The sequence below is a fragment of the Palleronia rufa genome (assembly GCF_000743715.1).
Classification (GTDB): domain Bacteria; phylum Pseudomonadota; class Alphaproteobacteria; order Rhodobacterales; family Rhodobacteraceae; genus Palleronia; species Palleronia rufa.
In genome coordinates this window covers 23614-43801 of sequence record NZ_JQEY01000016.1, presented here as the reverse complement: position 1 = coordinate 43801, position 20188 = coordinate 23614, and the positions used below count along the sequence as shown (strand labels likewise).

The 20188-nt window shown below is 69.4% G+C and carries 14 protein-coding genes; 11 read left to right on the top strand and 3 right to left on the bottom strand.

Annotation, left to right across the window (positions count from 1 at the left end):
* Positions 1 to 146 precede the first annotated feature (146 nt).
* The 11 genes from xdhA (at position 147) to KW83_RS16045 (ending at position 14237) form a co-directional block, all read left to right on the top strand.
* The gene (xdhA, locus tag KW83_RS16100) at positions 147 to 1637 is read left to right on the top strand and encodes a xanthine dehydrogenase small subunit (protein WP_036181006.1); all 1491 of its coding nucleotides are present in this window, start codon (positions 147 to 149) and stop codon (positions 1635 to 1637) included.
* The gene (locus KW83_RS16095; RefSeq protein ID WP_036181005.1) at positions 1634 to 4102 is read left to right on the top strand and encodes a xanthine dehydrogenase molybdopterin binding subunit; all 2469 of its coding nucleotides are present in this window, start codon (positions 1634 to 1636) and stop codon (positions 4100 to 4102) included. Before xdhA ends, KW83_RS16095 begins: the two co-directional genes overlap by 4 nt.
* On the top strand, positions 4099 to 5004 hold the full coding sequence (xdhC, locus tag KW83_RS16090; protein ID WP_036181003.1) for a xanthine dehydrogenase accessory protein XdhC: 906 nt from the start codon (positions 4099 to 4101) through the stop codon (positions 5002 to 5004). The genes KW83_RS16095 and xdhC overlap by 4 nt, the downstream gene beginning before the upstream one ends.
* The gene (locus KW83_RS16085) at positions 5001 to 6551 is read left to right on the top strand and encodes an ABC transporter ATP-binding protein (protein WP_051928582.1); all 1551 of its coding nucleotides are present in this window, start codon (positions 5001 to 5003) and stop codon (positions 6549 to 6551) included. Before xdhC ends, KW83_RS16085 begins: the two co-directional genes overlap by 4 nt.
* Positions 6548 to 7633, top strand: coding sequence for an ABC transporter permease (locus KW83_RS16080; protein ID WP_036181002.1), 1086 nt, complete (start codon positions 6548 to 6550; stop codon positions 7631 to 7633). Before KW83_RS16085 ends, KW83_RS16080 begins: the two co-directional genes overlap by 4 nt.
* A 246-nt stretch (positions 7634 to 7879) precedes the next feature.
* A complete protein-coding gene (locus KW83_RS16070) occupies positions 7880 to 8809 on the top strand; it encodes an ABC transporter permease (protein WP_036180999.1) in 930 nt (309 codons plus the stop codon).
* A 136-nt stretch (positions 8810 to 8945) separates the two neighbouring features.
* Positions 8946 to 9446, top strand: coding sequence for a GNAT family N-acetyltransferase (locus KW83_RS19345; RefSeq protein WP_051928581.1), 501 nt, complete (start codon positions 8946 to 8948; stop codon positions 9444 to 9446).
* A gap of 153 nt (positions 9447 to 9599) precedes the next feature.
* Positions 9600 to 11156, top strand: a complete 1557-nt coding sequence (locus KW83_RS16060) for a tannase/feruloyl esterase family alpha/beta hydrolase (RefSeq protein ID WP_200879699.1) — start codon at positions 9600 to 9602, stop codon at positions 11154 to 11156.
* 14 nt (positions 11157 to 11170) lie between these two features.
* Positions 11171 to 12247: a BMP family ABC transporter substrate-binding protein gene (locus tag KW83_RS16055; RefSeq protein WP_036180998.1), complete on the top strand. Its 1077-nt coding sequence runs from the start codon at positions 11171 to 11173 to the stop codon at positions 12245 to 12247.
* A gap of 273 nt (positions 12248 to 12520) precedes the next feature.
* Complete coding sequence (locus KW83_RS16050; protein ID WP_036180996.1) at positions 12521 to 13453, top strand: aldo/keto reductase; 933 nt, start codon at positions 12521 to 12523, stop codon at positions 13451 to 13453.
* Positions 13454 to 13472: 19 nt separating this feature from the next.
* Positions 13473 to 14237, top strand: coding sequence for a glycoside hydrolase family 25 protein (locus KW83_RS16045; protein ID WP_036180993.1), 765 nt, complete (start codon positions 13473 to 13475; stop codon positions 14235 to 14237).
* 6 nt (positions 14238 to 14243) lie between these two features.
* On the opposite strand, the gene KW83_RS16040 is transcribed toward KW83_RS16045, so the two are convergent.
* The 3 genes from KW83_RS16040 to KW83_RS16030 all read right to left on the bottom strand — a co-directional run bounded on the left by KW83_RS16040 (position 14244) and on the right by KW83_RS16030 (position 20077).
* The gene (locus tag KW83_RS16040; protein ID WP_036181030.1) at positions 14244 to 16400 is read right to left on the bottom strand and encodes a DEAD/DEAH box helicase; all 2157 of its coding nucleotides are present in this window, start codon (positions 16398 to 16400) and stop codon (positions 14244 to 14246) included.
* Between the two features lie 481 nt (positions 16401 to 16881).
* The gene (locus tag KW83_RS16035; RefSeq protein ID WP_036180991.1) at positions 16882 to 17511 is read right to left on the bottom strand and encodes a Hint domain-containing protein; all 630 of its coding nucleotides are present in this window, start codon (positions 17509 to 17511) and stop codon (positions 16882 to 16884) included.
* 76 nt (positions 17512 to 17587) lie between these two features.
* The gene (locus KW83_RS16030; protein ID WP_036180989.1) at positions 17588 to 20077 is read right to left on the bottom strand and encodes a GcvT family protein; all 2490 of its coding nucleotides are present in this window, start codon (positions 20075 to 20077) and stop codon (positions 17588 to 17590) included.
* Positions 20078 to 20188: the final 111 nt, after the last annotated feature.

Below are 20188 nucleotides of genomic sequence, written 5' to 3'. Positions count from 1 at the left end.
CCCTTCTGCATCGGCACCAGCGCGCCACACGCCAGAGGGTTGCCAAAGGCGATCCGCACGGGTTCACTCGCCCCCGGGCGCCGCGCTCTACGCCGCATCGGTCGCGGCGCCCCGGGGACCACAGGTAACGCGGCGGACGACGACTCATGAAGGTCAGATTCAAACTGAACGGCGCAGCCGTCACGACAGAGATCGCCCCCACGACGACCTTGCTCGACTGGCTGCGCGAGATGCGCGGACTTACCGGCACCAAGGAGGGCTGCAACGAAGGCGATTGCGGCGCCTGCTCGGTCATGCTCACCGACGCCGCCGGCGCTCGCGCGCTCAACGCCTGCATCCTGTTCATGGGCCAGCTCGACGGCCAGGCGATCCGCACGGTCGAAGGGATCGGCGGTCCGGACGGCGCTCTTCACCCCGTGCAATCGGCCATGATCGACCATCACGGCAGCCAGTGCGGCTTCTGCACGCCGGGGTTCGTCGTCGCCATGGCCACCGCGCACCTGAACGGTGCCACCGATCACGACGACCAGCTCGCCGGCAACCTCTGCCGCTGCACCGGCTACGCTCCCATCGTCCGCGCCGCCCGGGCCGCCGAAGCGCTGCCCGTTCCCGCCTGGATGCATGATACCCCGCTGACTTCATCTTTCTCCAAATATCCCGGGGGGAGTCCGGCAGCGCCGGACGGGGGGCAGCGCCCCCCGCGCCCATCCGACGCCCCCGCCGCAGGATGGGGCGGCCGCGATCCGGTTTCCGCGACGGGGGCCGACACCGACGGCGACACCGGTGCGCCGCAGGACGCGTTCCGCCCCTCCTCCGCCGACGATCTGGCCGATTGGTACACGGAGAACCCCGACGCGACCCTCATCGCCGGCGCCACCGATGTGGGCCTTTGGGTGACAAAGGGGTTGCGCGATCTCGGGCCGGTCTGTTTTCTGGGCGGCATCGCAGATCTGCGGACGATCACCGTCACCGACAGGGAGATCCGCATCGGCGCCTGCGCCACCCTCAGCGATCTGCGCGCCGCCATCGCCCCGCATCATCCGTCGTTCGCCGAGCTGATCCGCCGCTACGGATCGACCCAGGTGCGCAATGCCGCCACCGTCGGCGGCAATATCGCCAACGGATCGCCCATCGGCGACACCCCGCCCGCCCTGATCGCGCTCGGCGCCACCCTGCACCTGCGACGGGGCCCGGACCGGCGCCGTTTGCCGCTCGAACACTTCTTTCTGGAATACGGCAAGCAGGACCGCAGGCCCGGCGAATTCGTCGAGCGTGTCACCCTTCCCCGCCAGCCCGACCGGCTGACCTGCCAGAAACTGTCGAAACGCTTCGACCAGGACATCTCGGCCGTCTGCGGCTGCTTCAACGTCGCCGCCGCCGACGGCACCGTGACCGACGCACGGATCGCCTTCGGGGGAATGGCCGGCACGCCGAAACGCGCGACAAAGACCGAAGCCGCGCTGATCGGCCAGCCGCTGACCGCGGAGGGCGTCGCCGCCGCGCAGGCGGCGCTGGAGCGCGATTTCGCGCCCCTGTCGGACATGCGTGCATCGGCCGACTACCGGCTGGCTGCCGCGCGCGGCATGGTGGCCCGGCTGGCAGACCGCGGTCCGGCCATCCTGGAGGTGCGCGCATGAGCGTTGCCACCCCCCTCCCCCATGACAGTGCCGCGCTCCATGTCACCGGGCAGGCGCGCTACGTGGACGACATTGCCGTGCCGCCGGGCACGCTGCACCTGGCCTTCGCCCTCTCGCCCAAGGCGCGCGGAACCCTGACCCCGCCCGATCTGGGGCCCGCCCGTGCCGCGCCCGGCGTGGCGCTGGCCTGGGGCTGGAGCGACCTGCCGCGCCCGGCGGACGTGTCGCCATCGGCCCATGACGAGCCGCTGCTCGCCGATGGCGCGGTCCACTACATGGGCCAGCCCCTCGCCCTGATCGCGGCCACCAGCCATCTGGCGGCCCGCCGGGCCGCGCGGCTTGTCGGCCCGGAGATCGCCGAAGAGCCTCCGGTCCTGTCGATCGACGACGCGCTGTCGGCGGGCTGGATCTTCGAGGACGGCCCCCGCACCTACCAGAAGGGCGACCCCGACGGCGCTCTGGCGCAAGCGCCGCACCGCTTGTCCGGCCGGGTGGAGATCGGCGGGCAGGAGCATTTCTACCTCGAAGGGCAGGCGGCGCTGGCGCTGCCCGGAGAGGGCGGCGAGATGGTGGTGATGAGTTCGTCCCAGCACCCGACCGAGATCCAGCACAAGGTGGCCGAGGCGCTGGGCGTGCCCATGCACATGGTCCGGGTCGAAATGCGCCGCATGGGCGGCGGGTTCGGCGGCAAGGAAAGCCAGGGCAACGCGCTGGCAGTGGCCTGCGCGATGGTCGCGGCCGCCACGGGCCGACCCGCCAAGATGCGCTATGACCGCGACGACGACATGACCATCACCGGCAAGCGCCACGATTTCCGCATCGCCTACGACGTGGGCTTCGACCGCCGCGGCAGGATCGAGGCCATTGCGTTCGAACAGTTCTGCCGGTGCGGCTGGAGCCAGGACCTGTCCCTGCCCGTGGCCGACCGCGCGATGCTCCATGCCGACAACGCCTACCACCTGACCCACGCGCGCATCGTGTCGCACCGTCTCAGGACGAACACGCAGTCCGCCACCGCCTTCCGCGGCTTCGGCGGGCCGCAGGGGATGGTGGGGATCGAGCGGGTCATGGACGAAATCGCGCATCGGCTGGATCTCGATCCGCTGGCGGTGCGGCGGACGAACTTCTATGCCGACGCTGCGCCGGGAACGGAGGCCAGAAGGGGGCTGTCCGCCCCCCGCGGGCAAGCCCGCCCCCCCGAGGATATTTCGGGAAAGATGAAAGGGCACGTGGGTGCCGAGACGGCGGTAGAGGGGGAGGGCGACATCGCCAGCCGCGGCGCGCTGCACGAGATGGCCGAGCCGGACGGCCCGGTGGCCGCTGTCCCGTCGGGCGTGCAGACGACACCCTATCACATGCCGGTGACCGATTTCATCCTGGGCGGAATGGTCGACCGGCTGGCAGAGACATCGGACTACATGGCACGCCGGACGGCGATCGCGGCCTGGAACGCGACGCATTCCGGAATAAAGCGCGGCATCGCCCTGACGCCCGTGAAGTTCGGGATTTCCTTCACGCTGACCCATCTGAATCAGGCCGGCGCGCTGGTGCATGTCTATCAGGACGGGTCCGTGCAACTGAACCACGGCGGGACCGAGATGGGCCAGGGGCTGCATCGCAAGGTGGCACAGGTCGCGGCCGACCGTTTCGGCATCGACACCGGCCGCGTCCGCATCACCGCGACCGACACCGGCAAGGTTCCCAACACCAGCGCCACGGCGGCGTCGTCCGGCGCGGATCTGAACGGCATGGCCGTGCGCATCGCCTGCGACACGATCCGTGACCGGATCGGTGCGTTCCTGGCAGAGTTGCACCAGGCCGACCCTGCCGGCGTGGTGTTCGAGGACGGCAAGGTCCGTGTCGGCACCGAAGCGATGCCCTTCGCGCGCGCGGTGGAACTGGCCTATCAGGGCCGGGTCAGCCTGTCGGCCACCGGCTTCTACGCCACGCCCGGCATCGAATGGGACCGGATCCGAGGCCGCGGCACGCCGTTCTTCTATTTCGCCCATGGCGCGGCCGTGACCGAAGTGGCGGCGGACACACGCACCGGCGAGAACCGCATCCTGCGCACCGACATCCTGCACGACTGCGGCCGGTCGCTGAACCCGGCCATCGACATGGGCCAGATCGAGGGCGGGTACGTCCAGGGCGCCGGCTGGCTGACCACCGAGGAACTGGTCTGGGACGCGGCCGGGCGGCTCTCGACACACGCACCCTCGACCTACAAGATCCCGGCCTGCTCCGACCGCCCGCCGGTCTTCAACGTCGCCATCTGGGACGCCGAGAACCAGGCCGACACGATCTACCGCTCGAAGGCCGTGGGCGAGCCGCCGCTGATGCTGGGGATCTCGGTGCTGATGGCGCTGTCGGACGCATGCGCCGCCTGCGGGCCGGTCTATCCGGCGCTCGACGCGCCGGCGACGCCCGAAAGGGTCCTGGCCGCCTGCCGGAGGGCCGCGGGATGAGCTTCGATGCCTCCCGGCTGCGGTCGCTGTTGCGGGATCACCCGGTGGTCTGGCGGGTGCTAATCCTGGATACCCGTGGATCCGTGCCGCGCCAGGCCGGCACGGCGATGTTCGTCTGGGGCGACGGGCAGGACGGGACGATCGGAGGCGGCCGGCTGGAGTGGGAGGCATCCGCGGCGGCACGGGACGACAGGACCGGGCTGCGCACGGTCGCGCTGGGCCCATCGCTGGGGCAATGCTGCGGCGGGTCGGTGACGCTGCACCTGTCGCGCTGGACCGAGGACACCCCACTTCATACCGGCACCGGGGTCTGCGCGCACGGCCCCGGCGCGCCGACCGACGCCGTCCGCGCCGCGCTTTGCGACCCGACCGGGCCGCTTCCGCGGGTCATCGACGGCTTCGTTCTGGAATCCACCGCGGACCCGGCACTGCCGATCACCGTCTGGGGGGCGGGGCATGTGGGCCGTGCGCTCGTCGCGGTGCTGGCCCCGATGCCGGACGTCGCGATCCTGTGGGTCGATCTGCCCGGCAAGTTCCCAGATCACATACCGGCAGGGGTCACGCGTCTGGACGCCGCCCGGCCAGAGATTATCGCCCGGCGCGCCGGTCCCGAAAGCCACCACGTGATCCTGACACATTCCCATGACATCGACCTTGCGCTCTGCCATGCATTGCTGACGGCGGGTGTCGCCTCTGTCGGGCTGATCGGATCGGCCACGAAATGGGCGCGTTTCCGCAGCAGACTGGCCGCGCTGGGTCACGCATCCGACGCCATCGCCCGTATCCGCTGCCCGATCGGCGATCCGGCCCTGGGCAAGCACCCGCAGGCCATCGCCATCGGCGTCGCGGCCGCGCTCATCTCCCGGCAGGACGCAGCGCATGCCAGAAGGATCGCCGGATGACGGACGACCTGCTCACGCTCGATGGCCTGACCAAGGCCTACCCCGGCGTGGTGGCGAACCGCGACGTGTCCTTCGGCATCGCGCCGGGGGAGGTCCACGCCCTGCTGGGCGAGAACGGCGCGGGCAAGTCTACCCTGGTCAAGATGATCTTCGGCCTGGTCACCCCGGACAAGGGGCGCATGACGCTGTCGGGCAAGCCCCATGCTCCGAACTCGCCCGAGGCCGCGCGGGCGGCGGGCGTGGGCATGGTATTCCAGCATTTCTCGCTCTTCGATGCGCTCGACGTCGCAGAGAACGTGTCGCTGGGCATGTCCGACCCGCCGCCCCGCGCCACGCTCGCCCCCCGGATCGCAGAGGTCAGCCGCGCCTACGGTCTGCCGCTGGAGCCGAACCGCACCGTCGGGGACCTGTCCGCCGGAGAGCGCCAGCGGGTCGAGATCGTGCGCGCCCTTCTGGGCAAGCCGCGCCTGCTGATCATGGACGAACCGACCAGCGTGCTGACCCCCCAGGAGGTCGAGCTGCTGTTCGGGACCCTGCGGCAGCTACGCTCCGAAGGCGTGGCGATCCTGTACATCTCGCACAAGCTGGAGGAGATCCGCGCGCTCTGCGACCGCGCCACCATCCTGCGCGACGGTGAGGTGGTCGCCACCTGCAGACCGTCGCAAGAGACCGCGGGGCGGCTGGCCGAGCTGATGGTGGGCCGCAAGCTCGACGCCCCGGCGCGGGCGGGTCGCGCGCTCGACAGTCTGGCGCTTATGGTCAGGGACCTGTCCCTGCCCCCTGCCCACGCCTTCGGCACGCCGCTGACGAACGTCTCGCTCCGGCTGCACGAGGGCGAGGTGCTGGGCATTGGCGGCGTGGCGGGAAACGGCCAGGACGAACTGTTGGCCGCGCTGTCGGGCGAAATCCTGGCGCCAGAGGCAACCCTGTTCCTGGGCGGGCGCGACATATCGCGTCTGGGTCCGGACGCGCGCCGGCGCGCCGGCGTGCTCACCGGCCCGGAGGAACGGCTGGGTCATGCCGCCGCCCCCGACATGAGCCTGACGGAGAACGCGCTTTTGTCGGTCTCCTACGATCCGGCTATGGTGAAGCGCGGTCTGATCGACTGGTCGGCCACCAGGGCCTTCGCCGAAAGCGTGATCGCGCGCTTCGACGTGCGCACGCCGGGCCCGGACACCGCGGCGCGGGCGCTGTCGGGCGGCAACCTTCAGAAATATGTGATGGGACGGGAGATCGTGCAGAACCCCATGGTGCTGGTCGTCAATCAGCCGACCTGGGGCGTGGACGCGGCGGCGGCGGCGGTGATCCGGCAGGCGCTGCTGGACCTGGCCGCGCAGGGCGCCGGCGTCATCGTCATCAGTCAGGACCTAGACGAGCTGATGGAGGTCTCCGACCGGTTCGCCGGGCTGACCAACGGCAGGCTGTCGTCCTTCCGCTCAACCTCGGACCTCAGCGTGGAAGAGATCGGCCTGATGCTGGGCGGCGCCCATGACATGGCGCCCGCAGATCCCGGCCTCCCGTCCCGAAAGAAAGGCGCAACCGCTTGACCCTGCTGGAAAAACGCCCGCAGCCGTCGCGTGCCTGGGCCTGGGCGACGCCCCTTCTGGCCGTGGCCCTGACCCTGGTGGCGGGCGGGCTGATGTTCGCCGCCCTCGGAACGGATCCGATCGCGGCGATCCGCACGATCTTCTACGACCCGCTCTTCAACCCCCTGTTCGCCGGCTACTCCCGCCCGCAGCTTCTGGTCAAGGCGGCGCCGCTGATCCTGATCGCCACCGGTCTGGCGCTGGGCTTCCGCGCCGGCATCTGGAACATCGGCGCTGAGGGGCAATACATCATCGGCGCGCTCTGCGGCGCGGGCGCGGGGCTGGCGCTCTACCCGCTCGATTTGCGGCTGATCTTTCCGCTCATGGTGGTCGCGGGCGCGGCAGGAGGATGGGCCTGGGCGATGATTCCGGCGATCCTCCGGACGCGATTCAACACGAACGAGATCCTGACCTCTCTCCTGCTGGTCTACGTGGCCGAGAACCTGCTCGCCTCCATGGCCGTGGGCGCGCTCAGAAACCCCGACGGCGGGGGCTTTCCCGGGTCGCGCAATCTCTCGCAGTGGGGCTCCTCCCGGAACGTCGAGCTGATCCCCGACACCGGGCTGCACTGGGGCGTGGTGGCCGCGATGATCGCGGTGATCCTGGCCTATGTGCTGCTGCAGCGGCACCTCATGGGCCACCATATCCGCCTGGCCGGGCAGGCCCCGCGCGCGGCACGGTTCGCCGGCGTCAACCCGTCGCGGCTGATCGTGTTCTGCCTGGGGCTGTCGGGGGCGCTGGCCGGGCTTGCCGGCATCTTCGAGGCGACCGGCCCGGCGGGACAGATCACCATCAACTTCAACGTGGGCTACGGGTTCACGGCCATCATCGTCGCGTTCCTCGGGCGGCTCCATCCTGTCGGCATCGTGCTGGCGGGCCTGCTGATGGCGCTGACCTATATCGGCGGGGAGCTTGCGTCGTTCACGCTGGGCATTCCCGCGGCCGCGATCCAGGCCTTCCAGGGGATGCTGCTGTTCTTCCTGCTGGCCGTCGACGTGCTGACCAACTACCGTATCCGCACCTGGAAAGGGGCCAGCGCGTGACCTTGCAGATCCCGATGGACGCAGTCATGGATCCCGCCATGCCGCGGACGATGCGTCCGGGCGGCGGCATGACCCGCCCGCTCACGCGGCTTGCCGTCCTGCGGACCCTTGCCACGCCAGCGGCGACGATCCCGCCCCGGGACCCGGCAGGCCCCCGGCCCGCCGCCAAGACCTCCGCCGCGGCGCCGGGCGGACCCGCACCACGCCTGGTCAGTCTCTCTTCCGTCGGCAGATATAGGAGCTGACATGGACCTTTCCTCGATCTCACCCGCCCTCGTCGTCGCGTCGCTGATGGTCGCCTCGACCCCGCTGCTGCTGGCAGCCCTCGGGGAACTCGTGGTGGAAAAGGCCGGCGTGCTGAACCTGGGTGTCGAAGGGATGATGATCACCGGCGCGATCTGCGGCTTCGCCATCGCCGTCGAGACCGGCTCTCCCCCGCTGGGCTTCCTTGCCGCCATGGCCGGCGGCGCGGCCCTCAGCATGGTGTTCGCCGTGCTGACCCTGGTGCTTCTGGCCAACCAGGTGGCCACCGGACTGGCGCTTACGCTCTTCGGGCTGGGCCTGTCGTCGATGCTGGGACAGGGCTACGTCGGGATCAAGCCGCCGGCGACCGCCCGGCTCGACCTCGGACCGCTGTCGGACCTGCCGTTCCTGGGGCGCGCTGTCTTCAGCCACGACTGGATGGTCTATGTCAGCCTGGGGCTCACCGTCGCCATCTGGTATGTCCTGACGCGCACCCGCGCCGGGCTGACACTCCGCGCCGTGGGCGAGAACCACGATGCCGCCCATGCGCTGGGGCTGAAGGTCGTGGCGATCCGCTTCGCCGCCATCGGATTCGGCGGCGCCATGGCGGGGCTGGGCGGCGCGTACCTCAGCCTGGTGCGCGTTCCGCAATGGACCGAGGGGATGACCGCAGGCGCGGGATGGATCGCCCTGGCCATCGTGGTGTTCGCGTCCTGGCGGGCGGACCGGGTGCTGCTGGGTGCCTATCTCTTCGGCGGCGTCACGGTGCTGCAGCTGAACCTGCAGGCGGCGGGGTCGGCGCTGCCGGTAGAGTACCTGTCGATGTCGCCCTACGTCATCACCATCCTGGTGCTGGTCATCATGTCCGCCCGTCGCTCGCGCGCCACCGCGGCCCCGGCGAGCCTTGGCAAACCGTTCCACGCCACGGCCTGACAGGTGCGCGTCCGGGCGGCGACACACACCATTCCGGACCCGCCAGATGCTCCAGTTTCCGCGCATCTGAACGGGCCGTGTTGGCGCACCGGCCCGGCACCGTGCTAGAACTTTTCGCGGGAGGGACCCCGGTGACATGACGCTTGTCTGCGACATCCTGCGGCCGGACCACGCAGCGCCCTGGCTGACCCTGCGCGAGGAGGGCGCACGCGACTTCCCCCTGGCGTTTCTGTTCAGCGAGGCGCGCGCGCGGGCCACCAGCGAAAAGCAGGCGCGGCGCATTCTGGAAAAGGGCTCCATGCACGGCGTCTTCGATGGCGAGGATCTGATCGGATTCTGCGGTCTCAGCCGCAAGCGATGGAAGCTGACCCGCCACAGGGCGACGATCGGCCCGGTCTTCGTGACGCGCGACCGTCAGGGCGGCGGCGCCGCCGCCCTTCTGTTGGACCATGTGATCCGCGCAGCGCGGGACAACGGCGTCGCGCAACTGGAGCTGTTCGTCGATACGAACAATACGCGCGCCATCCGCTTTTTCGAATCGTTTGGATTTGAACGGGTGGCCCTGCACCCCGACCGGGTCCGCGACGGCGATACCTCGCGCGACAGCTATTTCTACCGGCTGCGGTCGCCGCACTAGCCCCTGTTTTCAGTGACCATGGCGGAACGTCCGACGGAATGGCCGCGTCGGTTCCGGACGTCCCGGACGGAACGAACCGCATCAGGATACGTCCCTTGCCCAGCCGCCCGGTCCGCGACAGGGTGGGCGTCGAACCGAAGGGGAGGATGCCACATGAAAGCCACGATTGCCGCTCTCTCGGCGCTGTGCCTTGCCGCGCCCGCCACCGCGCAGGTCGCCGAGGTGCCCATGGACAGCGGCGCGGCCAGCGCGCAGGAGGGCCGCGATTGTACCGCGCTCGATACCGCCGCCCTGGCCGATGCCGACATCACCCTTGCCGTCGATGTGGCGGCCACTGGCGACCTGCCCGCCTATTGCCGGGTGCAGGGCACGATTCTGCCCGAAACCCGGTTCGAGGTCCGACTTCCGACCCAGGACTGGAACGGCAAGTTCTACATGGCCGGATGCGGCGGGTTCTGCGGCACGCTGGGCGCCGATGCGCCGGGCACGGTCAACGCGATCAACCACGCGCTCGCCCGCGGCTATGCCGCGGCCACCATGAACGGGGGGCACTGGGGCACCGGCTCGACCGACGCGCGCTGGGCGCTGGCGAATCCGGTGGCCGAGGCCGACTGGGGATACCGCGCCGTCGCGGAGACGACGAAAGCCGCGAAAACCATCATCGCTGCCTATTATCGGGGCGATCCCGAATATTCCTATTTCCAGGGCTGCTCGACCGGCGGGCGTATGGCCAACATGGCCGCCCTGCGCCAGCCCGAGGATTTCGACGGCATCATTTCCGGCGCGCCCGCGCTCGACTATCCCGGCCTGGTCGGCACCTCCTTCGCCTGGATCGCCCAGGCCGATGCCGGTCCCGACGGCCCGATCCTGACGCCCGCCGACGCCGCCGTGGTCCGCGACGCGGTGATCGCCGCCTGCGACGCCGGCGACGGGGTCGAGGACGGTGTGGTGTCGGACCCGCTGTCGTGCAATTTCGACCCTGCCACGCTGGACCTGTCCGAGGACAAGATCGCGGTGCTCGACGCCTGGTATTCCGAACCCGTCAACGCCGCCGGAGATGTGCTCTACCCCGCGTCCGTGCCCGTGGGGTCAGAGCCGTTCTGGCCCCTATGGCTGACCGGGCTGGAGGGCGGCGGCGGCGCGCTGGTGCCCACAGCCTTCGGCCCGAACTTCCTGAAATACATGGCGTTTCCTGACGATCCGGGCGCCGGCTACAGCGTGTCCGAGTTCGATTTCGACACCGATCCCGCGCGCATGGCCCCGATGGAGGAGGTCTACAATTCCGACGACCCGGACCTCACGGCGTTCCGCGACGCGGGCGGCAAGCTCTTGATGTACCACGGCTGGGCCGACGCGATCGTGTTTCCGGGCAAGACGCTGGACTACTGGGACAAGATGACTGCCGAGACGACTGGCGACTTTGCCCGGCTCTTCATGATCCCCGGCATGGACCATTGCGGCATCCAGGCCACCGGACCGGGCATCGACCAGTCCGGCTTCGATCCGCTGTCCGCGCTCGAAGCCTGGGTCGAGCGGGGCGAGGCTCCGGAGCGGCTGGACACCGCCAAGACGGCAGAGGGCGAAACGCTGTGGTCGCGCCCGGTCTGCGCCTGGCCGGCCAGGGCGCAGTTCGATGGTAGCGGCGACTGGCGCGATCCCGCCGGCTGGACCTGCGAGACGGCGAAAGCTACTGAAAACGGGGACAGATAGGGAGTAACGGACCAATGACGACACGCAGGACACTTCTCGGCGCGGCGGCGGCCCTCGCGCTGGCACCCGGCGCCTGGGCGCAAGACGACAAGACCAAGGTCGGCTTTGTCTATGTCGGCCCGGTGGGCGACGGCGGCTGGACCTACGAACACGATCAGGCCCGCCGGGCCGTTGAGGCCGAATACGGCGACCAGGTAGAGACCGTGTTCCAGGAGAACGTGCCCGAGGGTGCGGATGCCGAGCGGGTGATGACCCAGATGGCCCTGTCCGGTGCGGACCTGATCTTTACCACGTCCTTCGGCTACATGGATCCGACGATGAACGTGGCCCAGAAGTTCCCCGACGTGAAGTTCGAACACGCGACGGGCTACAAGACCGCCGAGAACGTGTCCAACTACTCGGCCCGCTTCTATGAGGGGCGCGCGGTGCAGGGTTTCATCGCCGGCTCGATGACGCAGACGAACAAGATCGGCTACATCGCGTCCTTTCCGATCCCGGAGGTCGTGCGCGGCATCAATGCGTCCTATCTGGCGGCCAAGGCGGTGAACCCGGAGATCGAATTCTCGGTCGTCTGGGCGTTCACCTGGTTCGACCCCGGCAAGGAGGCCGACGCCGCCAAGGCCCTGATCGAACAGGGCGCGGACGTGATCCTGCAACATACCGATTCCACCGCGCCGCAGGCGGCGGCCGCCGAGGCGGGCAATGTCATCACCTTCGGACAGGCCTCAGACATGGCGGAATACGCGCCCAAGCCGCGCGTCAGTTCCATCATCGACAACTGGGCGCCCTACTATATCGACCGGGTCGGCGCAGTGATGGACGGCACCTGGGAAAGCCAGTCGGTCTGGCAGGGGATCGGCGACGGCATGGTCGAGATCGGTGAGATCTCCGACGCCGTGCCCGAGGACGTGAAGGCCCGGGCGCTGGAGATCAGGGACAAGATCGCCAGCGGAGAGATGCACCCGTTCACCGGGCCGATCAACAGGCAGGATGGCACCGAATGGCTGGCCGACGGCGAGACCGCGACCGATGAGGTGCTGCTGGGCATGGATTTCTACGTCGAGGGCCTGACGGGCGACATCCCGAACTGACCCATCGTGCTCCGCGGCTGGGCGGCCCCCCGCGAATGGCGGGGGGCGTTCCGATGCGTTTCTCCTCCGCGGGGCGGGATCCTGGAGGGCGGCCGGGATGCGCCAGAGGTTCGGTGCCGACGGTCTGGGCACCAAGAGTTTCGGAGCGCAGGCGACGCGTCGGGCATCGTCCGGCCGGCGACGGCAGGCACGCGCGCCTTTCTGTCGCGGGCTCGCCGCCGATCACATGCCGTCCCCCTTGCCTTGGGCTGCCGACGGACCACCCTTCGCGCCATGACCCATGTGACATCGCCCAACGGCAGCCCGCCCTCCGCCCTGTCCTTCGGCTGCATGCAGTTCGGAGGAAACGCCGACGTGGATGAGAGCAAGAAGCTCTATCACGCCTGCCGCAATCGCGGCATCAACATGTTCGACACCGCCCATGTCTATACGGACGGCCGGTCCGAAGAGATCCTGGGCCAGTGCCTCGGCGACGACCGGCACGATCTGATCATCGCCACCAAGGCGAACTTCAACCGCGGCAACTCTCCCGAAGCCATCCAGGAAAGCTGCGACGAGAGCCTGTCGCGCCTGGGGATCGACGTGATCGACCTCTATTACCTGCACAGCTTTGACCCCGACGTTCCTGCACAGGAAAGCTTTGCCGCCCTTGCCAAACTCAAGCGCGCGGGCAAGATCCGGTATGTCGGCGTCTCGAACTACGCCGCCTGGCAGGTGATGCGCGCGCAGCCCGCCGCAGAGGCCGCGAACGCCCGGATCGACGCCATCCAGCCGATGCTAAACCTGGTCAAGCGTCAGGTGGAGGTCGAGCTTTTGCCGATGGCGCGGGACGTCGGCATCGACGTCTATTCCTATTCGCCGCTGGGCGGCGGGCTGCTCACCGGCAAATACCGCGCCGGCGGCGAGGGGCGGCTGAAGGACAGCGACATGTATTCGAAGCGGTACGGCCAGGAATGGATGCACAACACCGCCGCCGATCTTGCCACGGTGGCCAATCAGCTCCGGGTCGATCCCGCCACCTTGGCGGTGGCCTGGGCGATGCGGCGGCCGGGGGTGACCGCGCCGATCATCTCGGCCCGGTCGGTCGAGCAGCTGGTGCCGTCGCTGGAGGCGCTGACCATGGCCTATGACGATGACATCGACACGCGTCTGACCGCCTTGACGCGGACGCCGCCGCCTGCGACCGATCGGCTGGAAGAGTCCTGATCCCGGACCCGCCAGCCCGATGACGCGCCTGATCCTCCTGTGCCTCCTGCTTGCTTCATGCGGCGGTTCCCGGGTCGCGACCGACGCGGTTCCGGCGCCCCGCGTCACCTTCGGCGACCGCGACCCGGTGGACTGGGGCGGCCGGGGCCCTGACGCCTATCCGATCCACGGAGTGGACCTGTCGCGCTGGCAAGGACAGCTCGACTGGGCCGCCGCACGACGGGCGGGAACCAGTTTTGCCTGGATTAAGGCGACGGAGGGCGCGGACCGGGTCGACCCGATGTTCGCCGTCAACCACGATGCGGCGAAATCCGCCGGGGTGGCCATCGGGGCGTATCATTTCTTTTACTGGTGCAGCTCCGCCGAGAACCAGGCGGCGTGGTTCATCCGAAACGTGCCGCGGCGCGCCGGCGACCTGCCGCCGGTGCTGGACCTGGAATGGACACCGTTCTCGCCGACCTGCACCGTGCGCCCTCCGGCGGCGGAGGTGCGCGACCGGGCGCGCAGGTTCCTGGACATCGTCGAGCGGCACTATGGCCAGCGCCCGGTCATCTACACCACGCGGGAATTCTATCGAGAGACGGGCATAGGCCAGCTTGGGACCGACCTGTGGCTGCGCGCCACGGCCGAGCCGGTGACCGATGTCTATCCCGGAGCGCGCTGGACCGTCTGGCAGTACAGCGCCACGGGCCGCGTGGATGGAATAGCGGGAGACGTGGATCTGAACGTCTTCAACGGGCGGACCGGGGATTGGGCCGCGTGGCTGGCCCGCCGGCGGCAGTAGGCGCGATCAGCCCCGCCGGGGCGGCTTGGCGCCGCTTGGTTTTCCCGTCGGTTTGCCGCGCGGCTTGGCCGGCCTGCCCGGGCGTTCCATCCGTTTCGACGTATCCGCCGCGTCGGGTTTCGGTCCCGGCTTTGCGGACGGCTTGCCCCCCGGTCGGGATGCCGGTTTGCCGCCCGGCCCCCCTGCCTTGTCGAACCGCTTGCCGGTCCCGGCGGGCTTGCCTTTCGGCCCCGCGGCACCGGGGTGTCGCGTCGGTTTGCCGCCCGGTCCTGCGGGCGTTCCGCCGGGTTTGCCGCCCGGCTTGGCATAGCGGTTCGGCTTCTGGGACGGCGACGGGCCCTTCTCTCCGCGTGCGGCAGGCTTTGCGGCTGCCGGCTTCGGCGCGTCCCGCGGGCGGTCCGCCGTGGCGCTCTCCGGCATTTGCGCGGCGACGGGCCCGGGGTCGTGACGGGGTTTGTCCCGAGGCCGGGGTGGGGTCGGCTCAGGCTCGCCTCGTGCGGGCGAAGCCTCGGTGCGCGGGGGGCGCGGGGCCGGCGTATCGGCGTCGGGGGACCGGCCTTTCTTCTGGGCCGGGCCGCGCGGCGCCAGATCCGGCGGGCCGCTCAGCCGGCGGACCGCGACTCCGTTTTCCAGTTGCGCGTCCGGACCGAGCATCGTGAAGAACCCCGGCAGGCTTGCCTCGGTCAACTCCACGAATGTCTCCTTCTGCTGGACCCGGATCGCGCCGATGGCGTCCTTGTCGACCCCGCCCGCGCGGCACAGAAGCGGCAGCAGCCAGCGCGCCTCGGCCCGGTCGTCGCGGCCGACGGACAGCGCGATCCATCCCGCGGGGCCGAAGGGCGCCCGCTCCTTGCGCTCGGGCGCGGCGCCGGGGTCGGTCAGGTCCTCCGGCGTGGCATGGCGTTCGCGGTAGAGATGCAGGTAGGCCGCCGCGACCTGTTCGGGCGTATGGCGTGCCAAAAGCTTCTCAGCGAAGCTCCGCTGCTCGTCCGAGGGCTCCTCGGACCAGGCGGGATCGGAAAGAAGCCGCTCCTCGTCACGGCGCAGCACGTCCTCGGCAGAGGGGGCGGTGGTCCATTCCGCGGTTATCTTGGCGAATTTCAGCAGCCGCGCCGCCTTGCTCGCGGCCTTGGGCGTCACGATCAGCGCAGACACGCCCTTGCGACCGGCGCGCCCGGTTCGGCCGGACCGGTGCAGCAGCGCCTCCGCGTTGGACGGCAGTTCGGCATGGATCACCAGTTCCAGCTTGGGCAGATCGATGCCGCGTGCCGCCACATCCGTGGCCACGCAGATCCGCGCGCGTCCGTCGCGCATGGCCTGGAGCGCGTGGCTGCGGTCGGCCTGGCTCAGCTCACCGGACAGGGTGACGACCGACAGGCCCCGGTTCGACAGGCGTGTGGCCAGCCGCGTCACCGCGGCGCGGGTGTTGGCAAAGACCAGCGCGACCTGATCCTCATGGTAGCGAAGGACGTTGATGACGGCGTTCTCTGCATCGCGCTGGGCGACCCGCAGCGCCTGGTAGTCGATGTCCGCATGTTGCGTGCCGCTTTGGGCCGTGTTCACCCGCACCGCATCGCGCTGGTAGGTCTTGGCCAGCGTGGCGATCATGGGCGGCACCGTGGCGGAAAACAGCAGCGTCCGCTTGGCCCGGGGCGCCTCTGCAAGCATGAATTCCAGATCCTCGCGGAAGCCCAGGTCCAGCATCTCATCGGCCTCGTCGAGCACGACGGCGCGGATCTGCGTGAGATCGAGCGCGCCGCGCTGGATATGGTCGCGGAGCCTGCCGGGCGTGCCGACGACCACATGGGCGCCACGCTCCAGCGCGCGGCGCTCATCCCGTGCGTCCATGCCGCCGATGCATGACACCACCCGCGCACCGGCCCCGGCGTAGAGCCAGCCGAGTTCCCGCATGACCTGCAGCGCCAGTTCCCGCGTCGGGGCCACCACAAGCGCGGCAGGGGCGGCGGCCGGACCGAAGCGGTCCGCGCCGTCCAGAAGCGTGGGCGCGATGGCCAGACCGAAAGCGACCGTCTTTCCCGATCCGGTCTGGGCGGAAACCAGCAGGTCGGCGCCGTCGAGTTCGCGCGCGGTGACGGCCTTTTGGACCGGGGTGAGGGTGTCGTAACCCCGGGCGGAAAGGGCATCTGCGATGGTCTGGATCATGTCAGGGTCTTCCACGTGGGGGGACGGTTTGCGGCACCCGCCGAAGGCGCGGGCGGTCCGCAAGGTCAGGGGCGGGGGATAGCCGCTGCGGCGGCGCAGGTACACCGCTAATCTGTTCGCCCGCGCCGGATGTCTGAACCACCGGACGACAACGCAAGGGCGGCGCGGGACGAAAGATCGGGGCGGACGACCGCAGGTCCGGGCGGAAACGGAACTCGGGACCGAAGATCGAGCGCGCCGACGAGGAAACAGGCGCATGGCACAGCAGAAGGACATCGTGTCTTCCGGGAGGACTGACCCCGTGGCAGCCCCGGAAAGGGCGGGGCGCCACCGATCTTCCACGGGTGCCGAGAGACCCGCACCAACGGGCTGGTACGTCGGCGACAGGCACTGTCTGCCTTGGCGCCCGGCTGCGCATCCGCACCTCCGATCCGCCCATAGGACCGGCGCGCCTGGGTGTCTGGCCGAGCTTTGTTCCGGTCTAGGTCGCCTGCGGCAGATAGGAGTCCGGCGGCACGCTGTCCCACCGGCAGGGCGGGAACGGGTCGCGCTTGTCGCGAAGCTGGGGATAGCGGCGGAGCAGCGCCTCTCGCAGCTCGTCGTCGATGGCACCCAGGCGGTCGGCCACGGGACGGTAGCTTTCGATCCACAGACCGGCGGCAGAGAGGACCTCATGCCGGCCGAAGGCGAACGCGTAGAACGGCTGGTCGTCCGCAGTCCTGTCGCGCCACACCGCGTCGGAGGTGCCGCCCAGCGCCCGCGCTGGCAAAAGTGCCGCGGGACCGTTGACGGCGGTGCGGATCAGGTAGGCGGGCGTCAGGATCGTCTGGTCCGGGGCGATGAGAATGTCCGCGCTGGGCATCATCGGGCCGATGGTGCGGCGCGCGACGCGCAAGGCGGCATTCTCCGGCGACAGGCGCACGGCGGCGGCGATCGAGCCGCGGATCACCAGCTGGACGGGCTGCAACCCATTGTCGCGGGTCACAAGCAGATCGCCCTCGCGGATACGCTCCGCGTGGCGAAATCCGCAGGCGGTGCGAACGGGCGTCAGCGCACCGACCCCGGTCAGGGGCGGAACCGTTTCGACCGACAGAGGAGCGATGAGACTCACGCGACTTTCTCCGGCAGGGTACATACGCAGGTTGCACCAGCAGGAGTGAAGATTCGGTGACCGCGCGCCGGGTTCCTCAGCCGTCCTGCCGGATCGTGGCGTTGCCGGGGTCGTAGGGGCTGTCCTCGGTCACCTCCGCGTCCCAGAGATCGCGGAACATGCGTACCTTCAGCCGCGCGCCGGGCGCGGCGAGGTCCGGACGCACGTAGCCCATGGCGATGGAACGACCGAAGGCCACCGAATACCCGCCCGAGGTCAGCCGCCCGACACGGTCATCGCCAAGGTACAGCGCCTCCCGGCCCCAGGGATCAGCGCCATCCGGCCCGTCCACCAGCAGCGTCACGCATTTGGAACGGATGCCCGTGGCCTCCATTGCCTGCTTGCCTTGGAAGTCCTTGGACAGATCCACGAACCGGTCCAGCCCGGCCTCAAGGGGGGTCGCGTCGCGGCCAAGCTCGTTGCCGAAAGCGCGGTAGGATTTCTCCTGCCTCAGCCAGTTCTGCGCCCGTGCGCCGACGGGTTTCAGACCATGGGCGGCGCCCGCCTCCATCAGACGGTCGAAAAGATGGTTCTGCATCTCCATCGGGTGATGCAGCTCCCACCCCAACTCACCGGTGTAGGCCACGCGGAGGGCGCGGACCGGAACCATGCCAAGCTCGATGTCGCGGACCGAGAGCCACGGAAAACGCTTGTTCGACAGGGCGGTGGCGGGATCGGCATCGCGGATCAACTCGTTCAGGACAGCGCGCGATTTCGGTCCCGCAAGGGCGAAGACACCCCATTTCACGGTGACGTCCTCTTTGTCGATGCGGCCGAATTGGCCCTCCTTCTCCGCGATCGCCCGGTAGAGGAAATCCTGGTCATAGGCATGCCATGCGCCCGCGGAGATCAGGGTGTAGTCGTCCTCGGCGGTGCGGACGATGGTGTATTCGGTGCGGACCGTGCCGGCAGTGGTCAGCGCATAGGTCAGGTTGATCCGGCCCACTTTCGGCAGCTTGTTGCAGGTGAACCAGTCCAGAAACGCGGTCGCCCCAGGGCCGCTGACACGATGCTTGGCGAACGCGGTCGCGTCGATGAGACCCGCGGCGGAACGGATCGCCTGCGCCTCGTCGCGGGCGTGGTCCCACCAGCCGCCGCGCCGGAAGCTGCGCGCGGCATGGTCGTCGAAGTCGATGCTGGCGAAGTAGTTCGGCCGCTCCCAGCCGTTCACGCAGCCGAACTGCGCGCCGCGGGCGGCCATGCGGTCATGGCAGGGCGCGGTCCGCAGCGGGCGGGCGGCGGGACGTTCCTCATCGGGGTGGTGGAGAACGTAGACGTGATCGTATGCCTCTTCGTTCTTCTTGACCGCGTAGTCGGTGGTGACCCACGGCCCGAACCGGCGGGGATCGAGGCTCGCCATGTCGATCTCGGCCTCGCCCTCGACCATCAGGTCGGCCAGATACTTGCCGGCGCCGCCCGCGGCGGTGATCCCGAACGAGAATCCCTCGGCCAGCCACATGTTGCGCAGGCCCGGCGCGGGGCCGATCAGCGGGTTGCCGTCCGGGGTGTAGCAGATCGGGCCGTTGAAATCGTCCTTCAGCCCGACCTCCTCGGACGAGGGAATGCGGTGGATGAAGGACATGTATTCCGCCTCGATCCGCTCCAGGTCCAGGGGGAAGAGATCGGCGCGGAAGCTGTCGGGCACGCCGTAGGCGAAGCGCGCGGGGGCGTTCCGCTCATAGGGCCCGAGGATCCAGCCGCCGCGTTCCTCGCGCACGTACCATTTGGCATCGGCGTCGCGCAGCACCGGGTGTTGGTCGTTGGTCTTGCGCCACTCGACCAGGGCGGGGTCGGGTTCGGTGACGATGTACTGATGCTCGACCGGGATGGCGGGGATTTTCAGCCCCAGCAGGCGGGCGGTGCGCTGGGCGTGGTTGCCGGTGGCGGTGACGACATGCTCGGCCTCGATCACGGCGGTTTCGTCTGACGCGACGAGGTTGCCGCCCTTCTCGACCATCTTCGTCAGCGTCACGCGCCAGACATCCCCGGTCCATTCGTAGCCGTCGGCCTGCCAGCGCCGCTCGACGGTCACGCCGCGCTGGCGCGCACCCTTGGCCATGGCCATGGTGACGTCCGCGGGGTTGATGTAGCCGTCCGTTGGGTGGAGGATCGCGCCCTCCAGATCGTCGGTCCGCACCAGCGGAAAACGGTCCCTGATGTCGGCCGGGCTGAGCCACTCGAAGGGCACGCCCACGTTTTCGGCCGTGGCGGCATAGAGCATGTATTCGTCCATCCGCGCCCTGGACTGGGCCATGCGCAGGTTGCCGACCACGTAGAACCCGGCGTTGAGGCCGGTTTCCTCCTCCAACGTCTTGTAGAACTTGATGGAATAGTCGTGGATGTGGGTGGTGGCGTAGGACATGTTGAAATAAGGCAGAAGGCCAGCGGCATGCCAGGTCGAGCCTGCGGTAAGCTCATCGCGCTCCAGCAGCATCACGTCCTGCCAGCCCGCGCGCGCCAGGTGATAGGCGATCGAGGTCCCGACCGCGCCGCCGCCGACCACAAGGGCCTTCACATGGGTCTTCATCGCGTCCGCCTCCTGCGCTGCTGCTGGCCGGTGGTATCACCCGCGGACCCGCCCCCCTGCGTCCGTCCGACCAAACGCCGCGCGAAACCGACACCCTGGCGACTGTGGGAC

Bases quoted from the DNA above. Each gene is read 5' to 3' on its own strand.
- KW83_RS16085 (WP_051928582.1), top strand. From the start codon at position 5,001: ATGACGGACGACCTGCTCACGCTCGATGGCCTGACCAAGGCCTACCCC.
- KW83_RS19345 (WP_051928581.1), top strand. From the start codon at position 8,946: ATGACGCTTGTCTGCGACATCCTGCGGCCGGACCACGCAGCGCCCTGG.
- xdhA (WP_036181006.1), top strand. From the start codon at position 147: ATGAAGGTCAGATTCAAACTGAACGGCGCAGCCGTCACGACAGAGATC.
- KW83_RS16040 (WP_036181030.1), bottom strand. From the start codon at position 16,400: ATGATCCAGACCATCGCAGATGCCCTTTCCGCCCGGGGTTACGACACC.
- KW83_RS16070 (WP_036180999.1), top strand. From the start codon at position 7,880: ATGGACCTTTCCTCGATCTCACCCGCCCTCGTCGTCGCGTCGCTGATG.
- KW83_RS16030 (WP_036180989.1), bottom strand. From the start codon at position 20,077: ATGAAGACCCATGTGAAGGCCCTTGTGGTCGGCGGCGGCGCGGTCGGG.
- xdhC (WP_036181003.1), top strand. From the start codon at position 4,099: ATGAGCTTCGATGCCTCCCGGCTGCGGTCGCTGTTGCGGGATCACCCG.
- KW83_RS16055 (WP_036180998.1), top strand. From the start codon at position 11,171: ATGACGACACGCAGGACACTTCTCGGCGCGGCGGCGGCCCTCGCGCTG.
- KW83_RS16050 (WP_036180996.1), top strand. From the start codon at position 12,521: ATGACCCATGTGACATCGCCCAACGGCAGCCCGCCCTCCGCCCTGTCC.
- KW83_RS16045 (WP_036180993.1), top strand. From the start codon at position 13,473: ATGACGCGCCTGATCCTCCTGTGCCTCCTGCTTGCTTCATGCGGCGGT.
- KW83_RS16060 (WP_200879699.1), top strand. From the start codon at position 9,600: ATGAAAGCCACGATTGCCGCTCTCTCGGCGCTGTGCCTTGCCGCGCCC.
- KW83_RS16095 (WP_036181005.1), top strand. From the start codon at position 1,634: ATGAGCGTTGCCACCCCCCTCCCCCATGACAGTGCCGCGCTCCATGTC.